19 protein-coding genes and 1 tRNA gene are annotated in these 17,258 nt (G+C 63.0%); 9 read left to right on the top strand and 11 right to left on the bottom strand.

The features are described from left to right. The first annotated feature begins 89 nt into the window (after positions 1-89). The 5 genes from BUS12_RS27075 (at position 90) to BUS12_RS27055 (ending at position 2,382) form a co-directional block, all read left to right on the top strand. Entirely contained in the window at positions 90-395 is a 306-nt protein-coding gene (locus BUS12_RS27075; RefSeq protein WP_074300464.1) for an NIPSNAP family protein, read from the top strand. A 123-nt stretch (positions 396-518) separates the two neighbouring features. Beyond that, entirely contained in the window at positions 519-887 is a 369-nt protein-coding gene (locus tag BUS12_RS27070; protein WP_074300463.1) for a nuclear transport factor 2 family protein, read from the top strand. 132 nt (positions 888-1,019) lie between these two features. Beyond that, on the top strand, positions 1,020-1,229 hold the full coding sequence (locus BUS12_RS27065) for a hypothetical protein (protein WP_074300462.1): 210 nt from the start codon (positions 1,020-1,022) through the stop codon (positions 1,227-1,229). A gap of 242 nt (positions 1,230-1,471) precedes the next feature. Further along, positions 1,472-1,831: a hypothetical protein gene (locus tag BUS12_RS27060; protein WP_074300461.1), complete on the top strand. Its 360-nt coding sequence runs from the start codon at positions 1,472-1,474 to the stop codon at positions 1,829-1,831. Positions 1,832-1,857: 26 nt separating this feature from the next. Continuing rightward, complete coding sequence (locus BUS12_RS27055) at positions 1,858-2,382, top strand: hypothetical protein (RefSeq protein WP_074300460.1); 525 nt, start codon at positions 1,858-1,860, stop codon at positions 2,380-2,382. A gap of 83 nt (positions 2,383-2,465) precedes the next feature. On the opposite strand, the gene BUS12_RS27050 is transcribed toward BUS12_RS27055, so the two are convergent. Together BUS12_RS27050 and BUS12_RS38975 are read right to left on the bottom strand one after the other, a co-directional pair. After that, complete coding sequence (locus BUS12_RS27050; protein ID WP_074300459.1) at positions 2,466-5,759, bottom strand: efflux RND transporter permease subunit; 3,294 nt, start codon at positions 5,757-5,759, stop codon at positions 2,466-2,468. Between the two features lie 452 nt (positions 5,760-6,211). After that, positions 6,212-6,388, bottom strand: a complete 177-nt coding sequence (locus BUS12_RS38975; protein ID WP_171991725.1) for a hypothetical protein — start codon at positions 6,386-6,388, stop codon at positions 6,212-6,214. 326 nt (positions 6,389-6,714) lie between these two features. On the opposite strand from BUS12_RS38975, the gene BUS12_RS27045 reads away from it, so the two are divergent. Continuing rightward, positions 6,715-6,945 (top strand): hypothetical protein, encoded by a 231-nt coding sequence (locus BUS12_RS27045; protein ID WP_074300458.1) that lies wholly within the window; start codon positions 6,715-6,717, stop codon positions 6,943-6,945. Between the two features lie 134 nt (positions 6,946-7,079). On the opposite strand, the gene BUS12_RS38970 is transcribed toward BUS12_RS27045, so the two are convergent. Further along, complete coding sequence (locus BUS12_RS38970; protein WP_171991724.1) at positions 7,080-7,244, bottom strand: hypothetical protein; 165 nt, start codon at positions 7,242-7,244, stop codon at positions 7,080-7,082. A 71-nt stretch (positions 7,245-7,315) separates the two neighbouring features. Between BUS12_RS38970 and BUS12_RS27040 the strand changes: the two genes are divergently transcribed. Together BUS12_RS27040 and BUS12_RS27035 are read left to right on the top strand one after the other, a co-directional pair. Next, positions 7,316-8,026 carry an HAD-IA family hydrolase gene (locus BUS12_RS27040; protein ID WP_074300457.1) on the top strand — a complete coding sequence of 237 codons (711 nt, stop codon included), beginning with the start codon at positions 7,316-7,318 and terminating at the stop codon, positions 8,024-8,026. After that, on the top strand, positions 8,023-9,201 hold the full coding sequence (locus tag BUS12_RS27035; RefSeq protein WP_074300456.1) for a DSD1 family PLP-dependent enzyme: 1,179 nt from the start codon (positions 8,023-8,025) through the stop codon (positions 9,199-9,201). The genes BUS12_RS27040 and BUS12_RS27035 overlap by 4 nt, the downstream gene beginning before the upstream one ends. 54 nt (positions 9,202-9,255) lie before the next feature. Here the strand turns inward: BUS12_RS27035 and BUS12_RS27030 are convergent, their stop codons facing one another. From BUS12_RS27030 to BUS12_RS27020, 3 genes are all read right to left on the bottom strand, one after another. Next, the gene (locus BUS12_RS27030; RefSeq protein WP_083640635.1) at positions 9,256-10,710 is read right to left on the bottom strand and encodes an MFS transporter; all 1,455 of its coding nucleotides are present in this window, start codon (positions 10,708-10,710) and stop codon (positions 9,256-9,258) included. A gap of 2 nt (positions 10,711-10,712) precedes the next feature. Next, positions 10,713-11,144, bottom strand: a complete 432-nt coding sequence (locus BUS12_RS27025) for a nuclear transport factor 2 family protein (protein ID WP_074300455.1) — start codon at positions 11,142-11,144, stop codon at positions 10,713-10,715. Positions 11,145-11,234: 90 nt separating this feature from the next. Continuing rightward, positions 11,235-11,684, bottom strand: coding sequence for a hypothetical protein (locus tag BUS12_RS27020; RefSeq protein WP_074300454.1), 450 nt, complete (start codon positions 11,682-11,684; stop codon positions 11,235-11,237). A 132-nt stretch (positions 11,685-11,816) separates the two neighbouring features. Here BUS12_RS27020 and BUS12_RS27015 point away from each other — a divergent pair, with 132 nt between their 5' ends. Next, entirely contained in the window at positions 11,817-12,482 is a 666-nt protein-coding gene (locus tag BUS12_RS27015) for a LexA family transcriptional regulator (RefSeq protein ID WP_074300453.1), read from the top strand. Positions 12,483-12,747: 265 nt separating this feature from the next. Here the strand turns inward: BUS12_RS27015 and BUS12_RS27010 are convergent, their stop codons facing one another. The 5 genes from BUS12_RS27010 to rph form a co-directional block, all read right to left on the bottom strand. Continuing rightward, complete coding sequence (locus BUS12_RS27010; RefSeq protein ID WP_083640634.1) at positions 12,748-13,515, bottom strand: DUF1376 domain-containing protein; 768 nt, start codon at positions 13,513-13,515, stop codon at positions 12,748-12,750. Between the two features lie 810 nt (positions 13,516-14,325). After that, positions 14,326-14,415, bottom strand: a tRNA-Ser gene (locus BUS12_RS27005). A 65-nt stretch (positions 14,416-14,480) separates the two neighbouring features. Continuing rightward, on the bottom strand, positions 14,481-15,701 hold the full coding sequence (hemW, locus tag BUS12_RS27000; protein WP_143788555.1) for a radical SAM family heme chaperone HemW: 1,221 nt from the start codon (positions 15,699-15,701) through the stop codon (positions 14,481-14,483). A 5-nt stretch (positions 15,702-15,706) separates the two neighbouring features. After that, complete coding sequence (gene rdgB / locus BUS12_RS26995; protein ID WP_437123891.1) at positions 15,707-16,297, bottom strand: RdgB/HAM1 family non-canonical purine NTP pyrophosphatase; 591 nt, start codon at positions 16,295-16,297, stop codon at positions 15,707-15,709. Positions 16,298-16,373: 76 nt separating this feature from the next. Beyond that, a complete protein-coding gene (gene rph / locus BUS12_RS26990) occupies positions 16,374-17,126 on the bottom strand; it encodes a ribonuclease PH (RefSeq protein WP_074300449.1) in 753 nt (250 codons plus the stop codon). Positions 17,127-17,258: the final 132 nt, after the last annotated feature.

Raw genomic sequence — 17,258 nt, 5'->3', positions numbered from 1 at the left:
GCTGGCTGCAGTCCAGTACTGCAAACCACGGCGTACCCGACGGCCTGCGTAACCGGAAAGCCACTCATAAGCACACAGGAACCTCAACGATGATTACCTGCTACCTTCGCTACATCATTGATCCCTACAAGCTCAAGGAGTTCGAGCATTACGGCAAGCTGTGGATTCCGCTCGTCGAAAAATTCGGCGGCCGGCATCACGGCTATTTCCTGCCGTCGGAAGGCATCAGCAACGTGGCGCTGGCGATGTTTACCTTTCCTTCGCTGGCGCTCTACGAGGAATACCGCAACAAGTCCTTCGACGATCCAGCCTGTCAGGCCGCGTTCGCTTACGCCGAGCAAACGCGCTGCATCGTCAGTTACGAACGGAGTTTTTTCCGCCCGGTATTCGAGTAGGCCGCCTCTTGCCGGGATGCCGGCGAGACGGCCGCCGCGCAGCCTCATTTCCGTAACGCAAAGCGCGCGCGCCGATATGCGTTGCCTTCAACCATCACCTTTCGCCTTTCGCACGAACCTCCCATGCCGCTTTCCCCTGAAGCCGTAGTCCAGCGTCAACTGGACGCCTACAACGCGCGCGATCTCGACGCGCTGATCGCCACCTACGCGGATGACGCCCAGTTATTCGAGCATCCCGCGACGCTGCTCGCCAGCGGCGCTGCCGCGGTGCGCGAACGCATGGCCGCGCGTCTGCAGGAACCCAATCTCCACGCCGCGCTACTCAACCGCATGGTAATGGGCAATCGGATCGTGGACCACGAACGGGTGACCCGTACCTTCCCGGAAGGACCCGGCCAGATCGACATGCTGATGATCTACGAGGTGGAGGCGGAGCGTATCGCACGGGCGTGGGTGATCGCCGGCAGCCGTACGCTCGATCGCGCCGGTTAGGCGTGCCGCAGCGAGCGCGTACGCCTTGGAGATGTAACCGCGTAAACGCGCGAAACAACGCGGTAGCCAAAGTGTCGTTCTGGCTCACTAGGATGTCGACATCGCCCATGCATTTACCAACGGAGGTGTCGGATGCTGAGCCATCACGAACTCGCGACGCTCATGTTGCTCCGGGATACCGGACGGCATATGGAAGAATTCGATCCTGATGTGCTTGCGTTGCGCCACTATGAGCTGGTCGAAGTACGCACGCAGGACCGTGACGGCTCGACGCTGCAGTTGACCCGGCGCGGCCGCGAGTTGTTGCAGCGCTTGCATCTGGACGGCGGCCGCTTGCAATAGGGACGCTTCAGCGCCACATCGCACGTCTGCCATCCCCGCAGTGCCGGCTTGCCCGTAAGATGGCCGCCCATGGGGCGTTGCGGAACAAATCCTGCTTTCCTCTTGATGACAAACACCTTGCGATGTAATGAGTTGAAAAATACGCAAGGTCTTAAGTAATTGTATTGCGGATCAGAGTGGAATAGCGTTCAGTAGTACTTTGGGACACCAGTTCGGTGCCGGTTTCTGTCGTGGAGAGTGTTGTGAAAAGGTTGAATATCTTGCTCGGAGTGGCAGCCGCCGTGATGGTCTGTGCGAGCGGCGTGGCACATGCAGCGCATGTGGGGGTCTACATCGGCGGGGGCGGGTATTACTACCCGTGGGGGCCGGCCTACTACCCGTATCCGCCGGCGGTCGCCGTGCCGGTGCCGGTTCCGGCCGAACCGCAGGAGTACGTGGAGCAGGGCCAGTATGGCGCGGCTCCGGCGCAGGCGGCGCCTGGGCAGCAGAGCGGCACCTGGTATTACTGCGACGACTCCAAAACTTACTACCCGTATGTGAAGTCCTGCTCGTCGGGTTGGCGTCCGGTGCCTGCGCAGCAGTCGCAGGGCCCTGCAAATTAAAAACGCATTACCGCAAAGAGAAGCAAATGAAATATTCAAGGTTAGCTTTGATCGCCTCGCTGAGTGTTCTCGGGGCGTGTTCGGTCATGCCTCCCGGCCCTAGCGTCATGGCGCTGCCGGGTACCGGCAAGACTTTCGACCAGTTCCGCGCGGACGATAACTCGTGCCGGCAATTCGCCTTCCAGCAGGTGGGTGGGGCCACGACCAATCAGGCGGCGACCAACAGCGCAGTGGGTAGCGCGGTGGTCGGCACGGCGCTCGGTGCGGCAGCGGGTGCTGCCTTCAACGGCGGTAGCGGCGCTGCGGTTGGCGCCGGTGCCGGCCTGCTGGCGGGCACCCTGTTCGGCGCAGGCGCTGCGCAAGGTTCGGCTTACGACGTCCAGCGCCGCTACGACTATGCGTACCTGCAATGCATGTATGCGAACGGCGACCGGATCCCGGTGCAGGGCCGCATGCGCACCATTCAGCCCTCGGATGGTGGCGGTTACGTGACCGCGCCGCCGCCCCCGCCGCCCGGTTCGCCGCCGCCTCCTCCGCCCGGCTCGTATTGACCGGATCGAGCATGGCGTAGGTGTTTGACCCGCACGCGGCTGCCGCTTCCAACGGCAGCCGCGTTGTCATTGGGGCCGGGGTTTCAGGCCGGCGCGCGGTGCCGACCCCGCGAGCGCATCCAGGACTGCAGGCGGTCGATGTACAGATACACCACCGGCGTCGTGTAGAGCGTGAGCAACTGGCTGACAATCAGGCCGCCGACAATCGAAATACCCAGCGGCCTGCGCAGGTCCGCACCCTCGCCGTGGCCGAAGGCGAGCGGTAGCGCGCCGAGCAGCGCGGCGCAGGTCGTCATCATGATCGGCCGGAAGCGCATCAGGCTGGCGCGATAGATCGCATCGCGCGGCGTCATGCCGCCACGCTCGGCGTCGATGGCGAAGTCCACCATCATGATGGCGTTCTTCTTGACGATGCCGATCAGCAGGATCACGCCGATCAGCGACATCACCGTGAATTCGACATGGAACGCCATCAGCGCGAGCAGTGCACCGACGCCTGCCGAAGGCAACGTCGAGAGAATCGTCAGCGGGTGGGCGTAGCTTTCGTAGAGGATGCCGAGCACGATATACACGGCTGCGAGCGCCGCCAGAATCAGCAGCGGCTCGTCCGATAGCGATTGCTGGAAGGTGCGCGCCGTGCCCTGAAAGCCGCCGTGAATCGAACCTGGCATGCGAATCTCGGCCATGGTTCGATCGATCGCGGCGACTGCCGTGGAGAGCGGTTCGTTGGGCGGCAGATTGAACGAGATGGTGGTGGCGACGAAGTTGCCCTGGTGATTGACGCCGAGCGGCGTATGGCCCGGGTTCCAGCGGGCGAAGGCGCTGAACGGAATCATGGTCTCCAGCGCGGTGCTGACCGAGGCGCCTGCCGAGGCGCTGGAATGGCCGCTGGCCGCCAGCGAATTGATCGCGAGATTGCGCGCCGAGTCGGTGGCGATCGCAGCCGCGGTGGTTGCCGTGCTCGCGGTGCTGGAGGAGCTGGAACTGGCCGGGCTCGTCGGCGTCGAGACCGTGCCCGCCACGGCATTGGTCGACTGCGTGCCGCTCGGCGTGCCGCCCGAGGTGCTGACGTACAGTTCGTCGAGCGTCTGCGGATATTGCCAATAGCGTGGCGCGACTTCCATCACGACGTAGTACTGGTTCAGCGGGTTATAGATCGTCGACACGAGCCGCTGGCCGTACGCGTCGTAGAGCGTGTTATCGATCTGCGCCGGCGTGATGCCCAGACGCGCGGCGGTGCCGCGATCGATATCCACGTCCGCTTCCAGACCGCCTTGCTGCTGATCCGAGTTGACGTCCTCCAGTTCGGGCACGTTTTGCAGCGCCTGCGTGAGGCGCGGTGCCCATGTGTAGAGCTCGGCGGTCGAATCGCCGAGCAGCGTGAACTGATACTGCGCGTTGCTTTGCCGGCCGCCGACCCGGATGTCCTGCACCGATTGCAAAAACAGCCGGCCGCCCGGCACGGCATTGAGCTTCGGGCGCAGCCGGGCGATCACCTCGTCGGCGGTTTCGCTGCGTTGTGACAGCGGCTTGAGCGCCACGTAAACGGAACCGGTGTTGGTCTGCCTGCCGCCGGTGAAGCCGACCACGTTTTCCACGGCCGGATCGTCGCCGATGATTTTCATGACCTGTCTGAGCTTCGGTTCCATCGCCTGGAACGAGGTGCTCTGGTCGGCCTGGATGCCGCCGGTCAGGCGCCCCGTGTCTTCCTGCGGGAAAAACCCTTTGGGAATCGTCACGTACAGGAAGACGTTCAGCGCAATCGTGACGAGCAGCGTCATGAGCAGCAGAAACGGATGGCGCAGCGACCATTCGAGCGAGCGGGCATAGCCGTCGTTCAGACGCTGCAACGGCACGGCGAAGACGCGGCCGAGGCGGGTGGACGTCTTCGGTCCGGCGGTCCGCAAAAGGCGCGAGCACATCACGGGCGTGGTGGTCAGCGAGACGACCAGCGACACCGCGATGGCGAGCGACAGCGTCACCGCGAATTCGCGGAACAGGCGTCCGATGATACCGCTCATCAGCAGGATCGGGATGAACACCGCGACGAGCGAGATCGAAATCGACAGCACCGTAAAGCCCACCTCGCGTGCGCCGAGCAGCGCCGCCTGCATGCGCGGCATGCCGGCCTCCATGTGGCGGGCGATGTTTTCCAGCACGACGATCGCGTCGTCGACCACGAAGCCGGTGGCGATGGTCAACGCCATCAGCGAGAGGTTGTCGATCGAATAGCCGAACAGGTACATGAAACCGAAGGTGCCGACGATCGACACCGGCACGGCCGCGCTCGGAATCAGCGCCGCGCGTGCGCTGCCGAGGAAGACGAACACGACGAGGATCACGAGGCCCACCGCAATAATCAGCGTCGCCTCCGTGTCGCGCAGCGAGGCGCGGATCGTCGTGGAGCGGTCGGATGCTTCGATCACGTCGACGTCGGCGGGCAGCGCGGGCTTCAGTTGCTCGATCTGCTTGCGCACGCTGTCCACGGTGCTGATGATATTGGCGCCCGGCTGACGGTACAGCATCACCAGCACGGCCGGCTGGTTGTTGCGCGCGAGGCCGAGGTTGCGCAGGTCCTCGACCGAATCGACGATCTCGCCGACGTCGGAGAGCTTGACCCCCGCGCCGTTGCGATATGCGACGATCAGATCCTTGTACTGGTCCGCGATGCGCGCCTGATCGTTGGCGTAGAGCTGATAGCGCTGACCGTAACTTTCGATGGTGCCTTTGGGGCTGTTGGCGTTCGCCGAGGCGAGCGCGGCCCGCACGTCTTCGAGGCCGATGCCGTAGTGATAGAGCGCTGTTGGATTCAGCTCGACGCGCACCGCCGGATTGGCCGAACCGTTGACGTCGACCTCGCCGATGCCCGGCAATTGCGACAACGATTGCGCGAGGATCGTCGAGGCCAGATCGTAGAGCTTCGCGCGCGGTAGCGTGTGCGAGGTGAGCGCGAGAATCAGGATCGGCGCGTCGGCGGGATTGACCTTGTGATAGGTCGGATTGCTGCGCAGGCTGGATGGCAGATCGGCGCGCGCGGCATTGATGGCCGCCTGCACGTCGCGCGCCGCGCCGTTGATGTCGCGATCCAGACCGAACTGCAGCGTTACGCGCGCGGAACCCACCGTGCTTTGCGACGTCATCTCCGTCACGTCGGCAATCTGTCCGAGGTGCCGTTCAAGCGGACTCGCGACGCTGTTGGCCACCGTATCGGGACTCGCGCCCGGCAGGCTCGCCTGCACGGAAATAGTCGGGAAGTCGACCTGCGGCAGCGGCGCGACAGGGAGCTTGATAAACGCGAAGACACCGGCGAGCGCTACGCCCAACGAAAGCAGCGTGGTCGCAACGGGGCGTTCGATAAAGGGACGTGAGAGATTCATCGACAGGTGGAGGGGGCTGGCGGAGCAGCGTCTGTCGATGCTAGAGGAGCAACCTCGTACGGGCGTTACCGGCCTTTTTCGCCCCGTTACGGGGTAATAGCCGGGAAATATTTGTCAGCTTCGAGCCCGCGAAATCAGCGCCGCGTGCCGCGTCGATCACGCGCGGTAATGAAAACCTGGGCATTGCTGCGCGACGCTTCACACGCCGTATGCAAATTGTTCCGAAGCTGCATGCGGATCGGATCGCACCGGTGTAATCGACCGAAACATGGCTGCAACACGGCAACGCTTAAATCCTTCTACACTGCAGTTGCCTCTCCCAAGGAGGCATCGGTGGAAGGTCTTTCTTTGCCCGCTTCGTGCGGGCATTCTTTTTACCTTCTACCGGGAGTGCATCAAGCGGGGTGCATCAAACGGCATGGCGCATCGCCACAGGGCGACACTGCGCGTGCTTACCGATGCCAGCCGCCGCCCCACCCACCGCCTACGCCGATCCCAACGTTGACCGCCGGCGGCGCATAGTAGCCGTATGCCGGAGCGTAGCCGTAACCATAGCCGTACGGTGCGGGGGCGACCACGCAACCACCGAGACTGGCCGCGAGCGCCATAAGTGCGATTACCCTGAGCATGATGATCCCTCCATTATTTGTAGATTGGAGCCCCGCGCCGTGGCGTTCGTTCTGGCCTCGCCGGGTTGTCGTGTGACGGCGCATTACGGACCGGATGCCGTGAATCCCGCCGGTGGGGCGGCTACGCTGTGTGCGCCGCGACAAGGCGAGCGCGCCCTATTTACAGATGCTTACGTTCTAGTGGTCTGACGAATGCAGCGTGGCGCCGAAAGCGCATGCTCGTTCGACGGTGTCCTTGTGGAAAGTCCCAGGTGTTGCGCGCGCGCTACCTTGCAACGCATGCGGCGTTGCTATGATGGAGTCACTGTTCCTCGGGAGCGGCAAACATGGCGATCAGAGATTTGACCAAAAGCGAGCGGCTGCGTGCCGCCATCGCCGAAGCACGCAAGCTGGCGGACAGCGGCGCGTATCACGACTACACCGATATCGAATACGTGTTGCGTTTTGACCAGGGGTTGGCGGACGTATCGGCCTTGCTCGATAGCCAGGCCATACACCGCGATCTGAATTGCCGCTGCGCGGATGCGCGCGAGAAACAGACACTGGTGGCCGTGTAAGCGTCGGGGCTCGTTGGCGCGGCACCAGAAAAAAGCCCGCCGGTCGGGGCGGGCCAAGCTGAGGAGATTCACACAACATACCTCACGGGGGATGAGGTGAATCCAGTGTAGCCGCGCATGCAGCACAATGGGTTTCATAAGCTCTTACAGCTATTACGCTCCGTGACGAGGTGCAGCATGCCCTTGCCACGGAGCGTTTTACTTGGTGGCGCGCTTTCGTTGCTTTCATGGCTTGCGCCGCTGCGCATTCGCACTGCCTGACTTTTCATTCCCCCTTGTAGCGTTGCAAGATCGATCATTCAATTCCGTTTAACGATGGGTGTGGTGAGATTTAACCTTCATCGATCGATGTGGCTCTATAGTCAGCGGCATGAACGAGAACCCTTCACCCCAAACTTTTCATGCGCGCGGCGGCTGGCCGAAAGCCGTGCTGTTCGATCTGCTGACCGCGCTGCTGGATTCATGGTCGCTGTGGAATGCCGCTGCGGGCTCCGAGGCGGCCGGACGCTCCTGGCGCGCCGAATATCTGCGGCTCACCTACGGTTGCGGCGAGTACGTCGACTACGAGACGCTGGTGCGGCGCGCGGCGCTGAATGTCGGTTTGTCCGAGTCCGCGCCGCTTGCGCTTGAAGCGAACTGGCTCGATCTGCAGCCGTGGAGCGGGGCACGCGAGGCCTTGCGCGAACTGGCGCCGCATTGTCGTTTGGCGGTTGTCACCAACTGTTCGACCCGGTTAGGACGTGCTGCCGCGGCGCGCCTCGCGATCGACTGGGACGTGATTGTCACCGCGCAAGACGCAGGCTTCTACAAGCCGCATCCGCAGCCTTATCGTCTTGCGCTCGAGCAGTTGGGTCTGCAGGCGAGTGAGGCGGCTTTCGTTGCTGGTTCGAGCTACGACATGTTCGGCACGGGCGCGCTCGGCTTGCGTACCTATTGGCATAACCGTGTGGGATTGCGAGCGGTCGACGGCGCGCCGGCAGCGGAAATCGAAGCGCCGGACCTCGATGCGCTTATTCCATGGCTGCGCAACTTTGGCGCGGCTTCGACCTCGACTTCCTCACAAGTACCACACGCCTTATGACCACCGACTCCCTCGATACCCTGGACACACCGGCCGCGCTGATCGATCGCTCGCGCATGCTGCGCAATATCGCACGCATGCAGCAGCGTATGGATGCGCTCGGCGTGCGCTTTCGGCCGCACGTGAAGACAGCGAAATGCATCGAGGTCGCCCGGGCGCAACGCGAAGCGGGTGCGCGCGGCATCACCGTGTCGACGCTCAAGGAAGCCGAGCAATTCTTCGCCACCGGCTTCACCGACATCCTGTACGCGGTCGGCATTGCTCCATCGAAGCTACCTAGAGCGCTGGCATTACGCCGGGCCGGTTGCGACCTCAAGCTGCTGGTGGACCATCCCGACGCGGCGCGGGCGATCGCCGCATTCGGTCAGGCGCAGGGCGAACGCTTCGAGGTCTGGATCGAAGTCGATACCGACGGTCATCGCTCAGGCATCCGTCCAGAGGACGACGCGTTGCTGGAGATCGCGCATCTTTTGCACGACAACGGCATGCAGATTGGCGGCGTGATGACGCATGCCGGTTCAAGCTACGAGTTGAACGCGTTCGATGCGCTGGTTGCGCTGGCTGAACAGGAGCGCGCCGGGTGCGTGCGCGCCGCGCAGCGACTGCGCGACGCAAACCTGCCGTGCGCCGGAGTGAGTATCGGCTCGACGCCGACTGCGCTGTGCGCGCAGCATCTTGAAGGCGTCACCGAGGTGCGCGCGGGCGTCTACGTGTTTTTCGATCTGGTGATGCGCAACGTTGGTGTATGCGAGACGAGCGAGATTGCGTTGAGCGTGCTGACCACGGTGATCGGTCATCAGAGCGAGAAGGGATGGGCGATTGTCGACGCTGGATGGATGGCGATGAGCCGCGATCGCGGCACGGCGAAGCAGGCACACGACTATGGTTATGGTCAGGTGTGCGCGCTCGACGGTACGCCATTGGACGGTTACGTGATGATCGGTGCGAATCAGGAGCATGGGATCGTGGCGCCTGCTCGGCCTGTGGGTGAAGGTGACAGCGCAAGCGGCGAGCCCGGCGTCGCCACGGACAATATTGCGACCCGCTTGCCGATCGGCACGAAACTGCGCATCGTGCCAAATCACGCCTGCGCGACGGGCGCGCAGTTTCCCGAGTATCACGCGCTATCCGACGATGGCGCCATCAGCGTGTGGAGTCGTTTTCACGGCTGGTGAGCAACAAGGACATGCGTTGGCACACACGCCCGCTCTGTGGCCCCGTGGCCCCGGTCAGCGCACTTCACTTCGTTTTGCAGATTGAAGCTGTGATGACGACGTCGGCTTATGGCGCACGCCGGCCACACTGAACGCGCTTGCCGCAATCCACCAGATGAGGGCGGCAGCGAGCGCAACTGCGGCGGCGCTTCCGAGCGCCACCTGCATGGCAAGCTCGAACGGCTTCACCGCAGCGATGAAGCCGCCGAAGATCGCCACACCCAACGCAGCGCCGGTTTGCCGGGCCGAATTGAGGACCGCCGCTGCAACGGCGCCGCGTTGTTTTTCGACGGTGCCCATGGCCGGTGAGGTTGCGGCGGGCGAAACGAAGCCCGAGGCGAGGCCGATGGCCAGCATCGGCGCAATGGCGATCCAGTAAGGCGCGTGCGGCGTGGCGGCGAGCATGCCCAGCGATCCGGCGGCGTAGAGCCCGAACGCCGCGCACATCGAAGCGCGCGGGCCGCAGCGCTCGACGATCCGGTGCGACGCGAGACCGCCGATGGCGACCATGGCGGTCATCGGCAGGAATGCCAGGCCGGTTTCAAGCGCCGAAAAGCCATGCTGTTGCTGATAGGCAATGCTGAACGTAAACAGCAGTCCGTAAAACACAAAGGCAGACGCCATCGACACAGCGGTGGACGCCGAAAAGAGCGGACTCCTGAAGAACGAGAGCGGCAGCATGGGATGCGCGCGGCGCTTCTCGATGCTCAGGAATGCCACCCAGGCTGAAGCGCAAATCATCATTCCCATTGCGATAGGCGTGGAACGCCAGCCGAGCCGCGAACCTTCGATCAGCACGGCAATCAGCGTGCCGAGCGCGACGATTGCCGCCGCCTGTCCCGCGAGGTCGAAATGACGACGCGCGGCGACGCCGTCGTCGTTTCGACCGATCGAGCGTGTCAGCCAGATACCGGCCAGCGCGATCGGGACGTTGACGGTGAAGATGCTGCGCCAGCCGAACCAGTGGATCAGGATGCCGCCGACGAGTGGTCCGGATGCCATCGCGATACCGCCGCAGCCCATCCATACGCCGACCGCCGAGGCGCGTTGGGCGGAGTCGGGAAAGGCGCGATTGATCAGGGCCAGCGAGCACGGCACCAGCATTGCGCTGCCCATGCCTTGCAGGGCGCGGGCGATGGTTAGTGTGGCCAGGTCGGGCGCCATGCCGCACAGTGCCGAAGCCAGCGCGAAGAGCACCAGACCCGCCACGTAGACGTTTCTCGCGCCGAGCCGGTCGCCGAGCGTGCCGCCGGTGAGCAGCAGGCTGGCGAAGCTCAAGGTGTAAGCGTTGACGACCCACTGCAAGCCGGTCACGTTGCTGTGCAGCGTGCGGCCGATCTGTTCGAGCGCGACGTTGACGATCGAGGCGTCGAGCAGAACGATGGTGTAGCTGATGCTGGTGGCCGCGAGGACCCGGCGCGAGATGGCGGCGGCGGTAGAGCTTGCCGCGGCGTTGATGGGGAGCGGCATGGCTAGGCGTGCTCGTTCGCGAACGCCACGCGCAGCGACCTGAAGCCGACCCATCCCCAGTAGACCCGATGGTGGACGATCAGTCCGCCGGCGATATCCATCATCTCGACCAGATCCACCTGATCACCCTCCGGCGTGTGCCGCGGATATTCCCAGGTGAGCTGCTGGCCGTTGCAGAAGAAGGTGCCGGTGCGGTACCAGCGGCCCAGATCGTTAGGCGGCGCGCGCAGACCGGCGTCGAAGAACGCCCGGATTGCGGCTTTGCCGGTCAGAATGCCGCTCTGCCGGTCCGCCCACGTGGCGAGGATCAGCGGGCTTTCGAGGACGGCATCGTCGGCGTACAGCGTCATTAGCGCGTTCAGATCGCGCCTTTGGACCGAGTCGTGCCATTGGTCGTAAATGTGGCGAATTTCGGCTTGCGTGGCCTCGCTCATGGTCGGCTTCCGTCGTCGTTGCAGGACTTCCAGTCTGAGGCTGCCCCCCGACCGGATGCTTCGACGCGTACCGAACCATACGGACGGCCTTTAGTGGATCACGAGCGCGTTCGATTGCACGTTGCCTGCGCCCGACACGATGTTCACGCCGACATTGCCGCTCACATGCGACAACGCGCCTGCGCCGAGCGTGGCAGTGCCGCCGCCGGTGACCGAGGCCGTAGCGTGGGCATCCTGCAGCGTGTTGACGTCGGCGGACGGCGAACTGACGAGCACGATCTGATTGGCCTGCGCATTCAGCGCGCCGGTAGCGATGTTGACGCCGACGTTACCGGTGGCGCCGCGCAGCACATCCGCGCCGACTGACGCCATCGACGTGGACAGCGTCGCGTTGCCGCTCGTCTGCTGGAGGGTCGTAAGCTTCGTGGCGCCGAGCAGGGACGCGACATCGGGATCGGTGGACGCCAGCGCGTTGACGAGGGCGGGGGAGGCGCCGATGGCGACTGAAATGAGAAGGGTGATGAGGGGACGAAGTTTCATGTGTGGCTCCCAGACGAGTCCTGATGAAACTCGTACCTGTGATATCGGCTGGGATGGCGAAAAGTTAAGTGCAGAAAGCTAAACTCAAAAATGAAAGTTATCTAAACCGTGTATAGTTTAGATTCCTGTTCCATGAGCACCCTACCCGAACGTATTCAGATCGTCCTGGACGAGACTGGCCTCGAGCAGACCGAACTGGCTGATGCTGCCGGCGCTACCAAAGGCACCGTCAACCAGTGGTTGTCCCGCCGCATCAAGAAATTGAGGTTCGAGTACGCGGAGGCGATCGAGAAAAAGTTCGGCTACAGCGTTAAGTGGCTCATCACGGGCAAAGGAGAGAAGAAGGTGACCGAAGTCGGGCAGCGCAGCGAGTTCGACCCGACCTCGTTGCCCGGCAGACAACGCATTCCGGTAGTGGGCATGACACAGCTAGGCGACAAAGGCTTTTGGGCTGAAATTGAATCCCCTGTAGGGCATGGCGATGGTTATCTGGAGTTTCCGTCCAGGGAGAAGGCGTACGGACTGCGCTGCAAGGGCGATTCCATGATGCCCCGCATCCGCGACGGAGAGTTCGTGATCGTCGAACCCGACCATGCTGTCCAATCGGGCGACGAGGTCCTTATCAAGGCGGTGGACGGTCGCGTCATGATCAAGACCTTCCTCTATTCTCGTGATGGTCGCAAATACTTCATGTCAGTGAACGAGGAGCATGGGCGGATCTCGTTCGAGGATGCGGAGATCGAGCAGTTGCACTACGTCGCGGCGATTGTGAAGGCCTCCATGTGGCGGCCTGAGTAAGGAATGTGGCGGCAAAAGTATAGGTAACTTTACTTTTGCCGATTGATTTTCTATACTCTTGTGGTCGCGTCGATGTCCGACGCAAGAGAGACGACCCAGTTGCTATCTGACGCCAGCACCAGACGTTTTCGGAGCGCGCTTGCATGAACGCGCGACGTTGCGTCTATGCTTCTCGGGCAAGCGCGCTGTGCCTGTCGTCAACCGTTGGCCGCTTCCTGGGATGGTTGCGACGCCTCGTCACCAACGTCTTTAATGGCGGAGGTGTTCATCGCGGTGTCTTTACCCTCGGGACTGCGCTTGCGCGGACGTGCACCTCTATGCCGCCGTCAGTCGCCATGGTTCTAAGGGTGACTTCGTTCGCTCCTTTGGTCGATGTTTCGCTGGGTACGTCGCCGGCTTGTCTTGGCGGGCCGTTCTTTTCGTCCGGAGAACATTGTCTTCGGGGTCCGGTCTCTGGAGGCGCCAACGGATGTCCTTGGGGACAGCCTGACGACAGCCGCTCGTCGAAATCGGGTTCATCGTATTCGATGTGCTGTCTTTGGCCGCGCCTTTTGATGCGTGCGCGCAGCGTCTTGAAGCGCTGCTTGAGTTTCGAACTCCACGCCGCGCGTGCCTTTTCTGCGATGACGGGGTGGTACAAACGCCCGTCGCTGCATTTGATCCAGCCACGCAGTGCGCCCGCGCGGATTGCGGACCAATCCTTGTCGATCTTGCCGCGATGCCAGTAATTCGCGCGCTTGGCGAGCCATTCGTTGTCGTCAGGCAGTGACGTGGCCGGCACCTGATGCCACGCGGCGCACCACAGCAGGATGCCGGCCCAGCGCGCGGCTGGACTTTCGTCGGCAGCTCTGTCGGAATCGCGCAGGCGGGTGACATCGAGCGGCATGCAGGGGATGTCGCGCAGGTCGCATTCGGTTGGCGTAAGGGGTTCGGGTAGTTCGGCCGTGCTTGCCGTCGCTGTTGCCTCAATGGTTGTAGTTCGATCCGGAACCGACGAGCAGGACGGGATAAGCGTAGGACTGCTATTTTTCATTCTATCTCCGAGTGTTTTGCCTGGGCAAGATAAACGATTAGCCCGCTCGAGAAATATGAGAAAAGTCTGAAAAACGACTATCGAGTGGCGCCGATTGAGGTTTTACGGATTTTGACCTTCTTCGCTTTCCGCTTCGGTATCATCGCCGCGAAGGTAGGTTGGCAGAACTGATGATTGATGCGCGGCGCTGTTATATGTTCTGCCGCCGCGACGAGCGACACATGACATTCGAGCCGGAGTCGTCACGGCGGGACATTGCCCGAATCCCAGGAGTTTCTTTCGGCGTATGAGGCGACGTAGCAAATTTTTGTGGCGGCATCCCTAATCGGGCATTGTCGCCAGACCGTTCGCGCCAAGGCCGCAGGTTCGTTCGTGCGGTTTTCCTGCGGAGATGCGGGAGCCGGTATTTGTATTCAAGACCGACAAGGCATTGAAAGAGCACCCACGGTATGAATCTTCGGCCGGTATTTGACGGAGCAGTGGGCGACGGGGAGAAATACGTTCTCGTTTCCCACCTAAAGGCGAAGAAGTCAGATTAGACGTTCGGCACCGTTGGTTTCGCGCGCGGGCCGAAAGGGAGCGCGTGCGCACCAACCGGCGTCTTCGAAAGTAATGTTAGAGCCACCTGACGGTGGCTTTTTTATTTTCTTGCGCCCCGCTTGCTCGATTCGCTAACCTTGTTTGCGGTATTGCGACCGCAGTGCGAAGCAGAGTAGAGCGCAGTACGCTTGCGACAACAGCGTGGGTATGAGTGAGTCGCTCAGAAAGCAAAAATCCCGCTCTAACGGCATGAGCCCAAGCGGGATGTTATGGCGGAGGCGGTGAGATTCGAACTCACGGAAGGATTGCTCCTTCGCCGGTTTTCAAGACCGGTGCCTTAAACCGCTCGGCCACACCTCCAAGCCCGAAATTGTAACCTGAAATCTCCCCGCCCCGGCAACTCCGCACGCAAAATCACTGCGAAGTTACGGCTCAGGGTCTTTCAGAAACAGCCCCTGCAGATCGTTCAGAAAAGCTTGCCCAAGCGCCGTCGGTGCGATCTTTTCGTAATCCCGCACGATCAGGCCACGCTGTTCCGCTTCCTGCAACGCTGGTTCGATCGACGTCATTGACATGCCCGTACGTTCGATGAACCGATGCACGGGAAACCCCTCCACGAGCCGCAACGCGTTCAACATGAATTCGAACGGCAGATCGCGCGGCGTGACTTCGTGCTCTTCATGCACGGGTGTACCGGCTTTGGCCTGTTCGATGAAAGTGGTCGGATGCTTGTAGCGCATCTGCCGCAGGATGCGGTTCGGAAACGACAGCTTCGTATGCGCGCCGGCGCCGATGCCCAGGTAGTCGCCAAAGCGCCAGTAGTTGAGGTTGTGCTGGCTCTGACGATGCGGCTGCGCATACGCCGACACCTCATAGCGTCCGTAACCGGCCTCTGCGGTGCGCTCGTGAATCCAGTCCTGCATGTCGGCGGACGAATCGTCGTCCGGCAGCGGCGGCGGGAATTTCGCAAACAGCGTGTTCGGCTCGAGCGTCAGGTGGTACAGCGAAAGATGCGGCGGCGCAAACGACAACGCGGTTTCGATATCCGCCTGGCACTCCGCGAGCGTTTGCCGTGGCAGCGCGAACATCAGGTCGAGATTGAAGTTGTCGAAGGTGGTAGCCGCGACCTCTACGGCATGGCGCGCCTGCGCCGCGTCGTGGATCCGCCCGAGCGCCTTCAGATGCGCCTCGTTGAAACTCTGGATCCCCACGGACAACCGGTTCACCCCGCTCGCACGAAACTGTGCGAACTTGTCCGCCTCGAAGGTGCCGGGGTTGGCCTCGAGCGTGATCTCGGCGTCGGCGTCGAGCGGCAGCAGTGCGCGCACGTCGGAGAGCAGCCGGTCGAGTCCCGCCGCCGACAGCAGGCTGGGCGTCCCACCGCCGATGAACACCGTATGCACCTGGCGTCCCCACACGAGCGGCAGCGCCAGTTCGAGATCGGTGCGCAACGCGTCGAGGTACTCGGTCTCCGGGAACGCATCGCCTTTCCACTCGTGCGAGTTGAAATCGCAGTACGGACACTTGCGCACGCACCACGGGAAATGCACGTAAAGCGCCAGCGGCGGCAGGGACGTCAGATGGATGCGGCCCGGCGCCGTGAACGCCTTGATCACCCCGGCGCCGCTCTGGCCGGCGGGCTGGATGGGAATCACGCTTCCTCCGTCAGACGCGCGAGCAGTTGCCGCAGCGCGATCGCGCGATGGCTGCTGGTGTTTTTCACCGCCGGGTCGAGTTCGGCCGCGGTGGCGTCCAGCTCCGGCAGGAAAAAGTGCGGATCGTAGCCGAAGCCATGCGCGCCGCGCGGCACGTCGATGATCTGTCCTGGCCAGCGGCCTTCGGCGATCAGCGGCTCGGGGTCGTCAGCGTGGCGCACGAGGACGAGTGCGCAGAAATAGTAGGCGCGACGGTCGGCCTCGCCTTGCAGTTGCCCGACGAGATGCGCATTGTTCGCCGCGTCGCTCTTCGGGCCGCCGGCCCGTTGCGCGTAGCGCGCCGAATACACGCCGGGTGCGCCACGCAGTGCCCGCACGCAGAGTCCCGAATCGTCGGCGAGTGCCGGCAAGCCGGTGAGCCTCGCCGCATGACGCGCCTTTGTCAGCGCGTTCTCCACGAAGGTCGGATACGGCTCCTCCGCTTCGGGCACGTTGAGCGCGCCTTGCGGAATCAGTTCGATGCCGGCCGCGTCCAGCAGGGCCGCGAACTCGCGCAGCTTGCCCGCATTGTTCGAGGCCAGCACCACCTTGCCGAGCGAACCAGGGGCTGCGCCCCGCGCAGCCCCTGAAGCCTGCGAAGCCGCGCCGCCGGCGCCTTGACGATCATTCACCCTGCCACTCCAGCGCTGCCTTCTGTTTCGCGACCAGCGTGCTGATGCCGTCGCGCGCGAGATCGAGCAGCGTGTTCATCTCGTCGCGCGAGAACGGCGTGCCCTCGGCCGTTCCCTGGACTTCCACGAAGCCGCCTGCACCGGTCATCACCACGTTCATGTCCGTGTCGCACTGCGAGTCTTCGTCGTAGTCGAGATCGAGCACCGGCAGGCCGTTGTAGACGCCCACCGAAATCGCCGCCACGAAGTCCGTAATCGGCGAGCGCTCGATCTTGCCGCTGGCGAGCAGCTTCGTCACCGCGTCGTGCGCCGCTACGAACGCGCCGGTGATGCTGGCCGTGCGCGTGCCGCCGTCGGCCTGGATGACGTCGCAATCGATGTTCATCGTGCGTTGGCCGAGCTTCTCGAGGTCGAACACCGAGCGCAGCGCGCGGCCGATCAGCCGCTGGATTTCCTGGGTGCGGCCGGTCTGCTTGCCGCGCGCGGCTTCGCGGTCGTTGCGGGTGTTGGTGGCACGCGGCAGCATGCCGTATTCAGCCGTCAACCAGCCCTGGCCGCGATCGCGCAGGAAGCCGGGCACGCTTTCGGCGATGCTCGCCGTGCAGATCACCTTGGTGTCGCCGAATTCGACCAGCACCGAGCCCTCCGCATGCTTCGTATAGTGGCGCGTGATGCGCACGTCGCGCAACTGGTCGGCGCGGCGGCCGCTGGGGCGGCCTTTGGAAAATGCGGTGGTGTCGTTCATCGTTGGGGATCGGTGTGGAGAGAGTGCGGGAGGGAAACGTGGATTTTACCGCTGATCGCGCGGGGCGGCTCCTTGTGCGCTCCAGCGTACGCTGCCGGGGAGGCCCGATCCGCGTACGGCGGGGCATCCCGC

It is taken from the genome of Paraburkholderia phenazinium (genome assembly GCF_900142845.1).
In the GTDB taxonomy this organism is placed as follows: Bacteria; Pseudomonadota; Gammaproteobacteria; order Burkholderiales; family Burkholderiaceae; genus Paraburkholderia; species Paraburkholderia phenazinium_A.
This window is presented reverse-complemented; position numbering and strand designations above follow the sequence as displayed.

Coding starts and splice junctions, on each gene's coding strand:
- BUS12_RS27020 (WP_074300454.1), bottom strand. CDS start 11,684: ATGAAACTTCGTCCCCTCATCACCCTTCTCATTTCAGTCGCCATCGGC.
- BUS12_RS27055 (WP_074300460.1), top strand. CDS start 1,858: ATGAAATATTCAAGGTTAGCTTTGATCGCCTCGCTGAGTGTTCTCGGG.
- BUS12_RS27035 (WP_074300456.1), top strand. CDS start 8,023: ATGACCACCGACTCCCTCGATACCCTGGACACACCGGCCGCGCTGATC.
- BUS12_RS27015 (WP_074300453.1), top strand. CDS start 11,817: ATGAGCACCCTACCCGAACGTATTCAGATCGTCCTGGACGAGACTGGC.
- BUS12_RS27030 (WP_083640635.1), bottom strand. CDS start 10,710: ATGCCGCTCCCCATCAACGCCGCGGCAAGCTCTACCGCCGCCGCCATC.
- rph (WP_074300449.1), bottom strand. CDS start 17,126: ATGAACGACACCACCGCATTTTCCAAAGGCCGCCCCAGCGGCCGCCGC.
- BUS12_RS27025 (WP_074300455.1), bottom strand. CDS start 11,144: ATGAGCGAGGCCACGCAAGCCGAAATTCGCCACATTTACGACCAATGG.
- BUS12_RS38970 (WP_171991724.1), bottom strand. CDS start 7,244: ATGATCGATCTTGCAACGCTACAAGGGGGAATGAAAAGTCAGGCAGTG.
- BUS12_RS27050 (WP_074300459.1), bottom strand. CDS start 5,759: ATGAATCTCTCACGTCCCTTTATCGAACGCCCCGTTGCGACCACGCTG.
- BUS12_RS27065 (WP_074300462.1), top strand. CDS start 1,020: ATGCTGAGCCATCACGAACTCGCGACGCTCATGTTGCTCCGGGATACC.
- BUS12_RS38975 (WP_171991725.1), bottom strand. CDS start 6,388: ATGCTCAGGGTAATCGCACTTATGGCGCTCGCGGCCAGTCTCGGTGGT.
- BUS12_RS27070 (WP_074300463.1), top strand. CDS start 519: ATGCCGCTTTCCCCTGAAGCCGTAGTCCAGCGTCAACTGGACGCCTAC.
- BUS12_RS27010 (WP_083640634.1), bottom strand. CDS start 13,515: ATGAAAAATAGCAGTCCTACGCTTATCCCGTCCTGCTCGTCGGTTCCG.
- BUS12_RS27075 (WP_074300464.1), top strand. CDS start 90: ATGATTACCTGCTACCTTCGCTACATCATTGATCCCTACAAGCTCAAG.
- BUS12_RS27040 (WP_074300457.1), top strand. CDS start 7,316: ATGAACGAGAACCCTTCACCCCAAACTTTTCATGCGCGCGGCGGCTGG.
- BUS12_RS27045 (WP_074300458.1), top strand. CDS start 6,715: ATGGCGATCAGAGATTTGACCAAAAGCGAGCGGCTGCGTGCCGCCATC.